This window comes from Parasphingomonas frigoris (assembly GCF_036663815.1).
Lineage (GTDB): Bacteria > Pseudomonadota > Alphaproteobacteria > Sphingomonadales > Sphingomonadaceae > Sphingomonas.
Genome location: NZ_JAXOJQ010000091.1, coordinates 1 through 1,073, shown reverse-complemented (window position 1 = coordinate 1,073; position 1,073 = coordinate 1). Strand labels below are relative to the sequence as shown.

Sequence of the window (1,073 nt, the reverse complement as noted above, 5' to 3'; positions counted from 1 at the left end):
CTCTGTCGCGCGCCGATCTGCTCATCATCGACGACTGGGGACCAGAAACGCTCAGCGCCGATCGCCGCCGAGACCTGCTCGAGATCGTCGAAGATCGCTACGACCGCGGCTCCATCCTCATCACCAGCCAAATTCCCGTAGACCGCTGGTACGAGATCATTGGAAATCCCACGCTCGCTGACGCGATCTTGGACCGCGTCGTCCACAACGCCTACCGCATCGATCTCACCGGCGAGAGCCTTCGCAAACGACGCGCTTCCGCACTCGACGCTTGACCTCGCAGACCGTTCGATAAATTGTCCCGTACGACCCAGGCAGGCATCCCCTAAGTGGCCCGCTTCGGATCGGTACAGGTGGCCCGTTTCACGTTGGAACGGTGGCCCGCTTCAGAGCGGTACGCCCGGCCCACTTTATCGGAATACGCAGCTGGCGATCTTATGCTTGTGATCGTATCCCTCAGCAGCGCGCATCTGCGCGTTGCGTTCGGTCTTGTTAAACGGCCGCCAATAACGTTGTTCGCGCTCACCAGCGCGATAGCTGCGGAGACATACGGGCTGATCGTGCGGTGGCCCTTGCGGGTCTTCCCGCCAGCAATCTGAAAGAGAGAACGCGCGCTCAAGACCGGTTAGCCAGTTTGTCGAAGGCCCGAAGGTTTGCGTGGCCGGTATCTTGTAGGTTCGCGAATCCAACGTACTGGGTCGGTGCGATTATCGGAGACCAGACCCGTGTCCCACCCGGAACAGGGGTCATGCTTTGAGCTCCCGCAACGCCGCCACCAGCAAGCTCGCAGGCACGCCGCCAGCCGCACGGACGGTCGCACCGCGGATCTCGATGACCAGCATGTCCGACGTGTCGTGATCGACGCCAGGCGGGTCCACATGAACGGCCACGGTCGCAAAGCCAGTCGGCTGCACAAACTCGCTGCACAGCTCGCGCCGCCAACGGTAGATCGATGACGGCGTGACGTCGGCATCGCGCGCGATAGCAGCAACCGACGCGCCAGGAACAATGGCTGCCTCCACGAGGGCAAGCTTGCGGTCGTCGCTCCAATGGCGACGCCGCTCAACACCGGG

General features: G+C 62.5%; 2 protein-coding genes. One reads left to right on the top strand and one right to left on the bottom strand.

What is annotated here, in order from left to right; all coding sequences use genetic code 11:
- Nucleotides 1–275, top strand: a 275-nt coding sequence (locus U1872_RS22700; RefSeq protein ID WP_332795106.1) for an ATP-binding protein, incomplete at its 5' end; no start/stop codon positions are given.
- A 471-nt stretch (nucleotides 276–746) separates the two neighbouring features.
- Here the strand turns inward: U1872_RS22700 and U1872_RS22695 are convergent.
- The coding region (locus U1872_RS22695; protein WP_332795105.1) for a transposase at nucleotides 747–1,073 on the bottom strand (327 nt) is incomplete at its 5' end.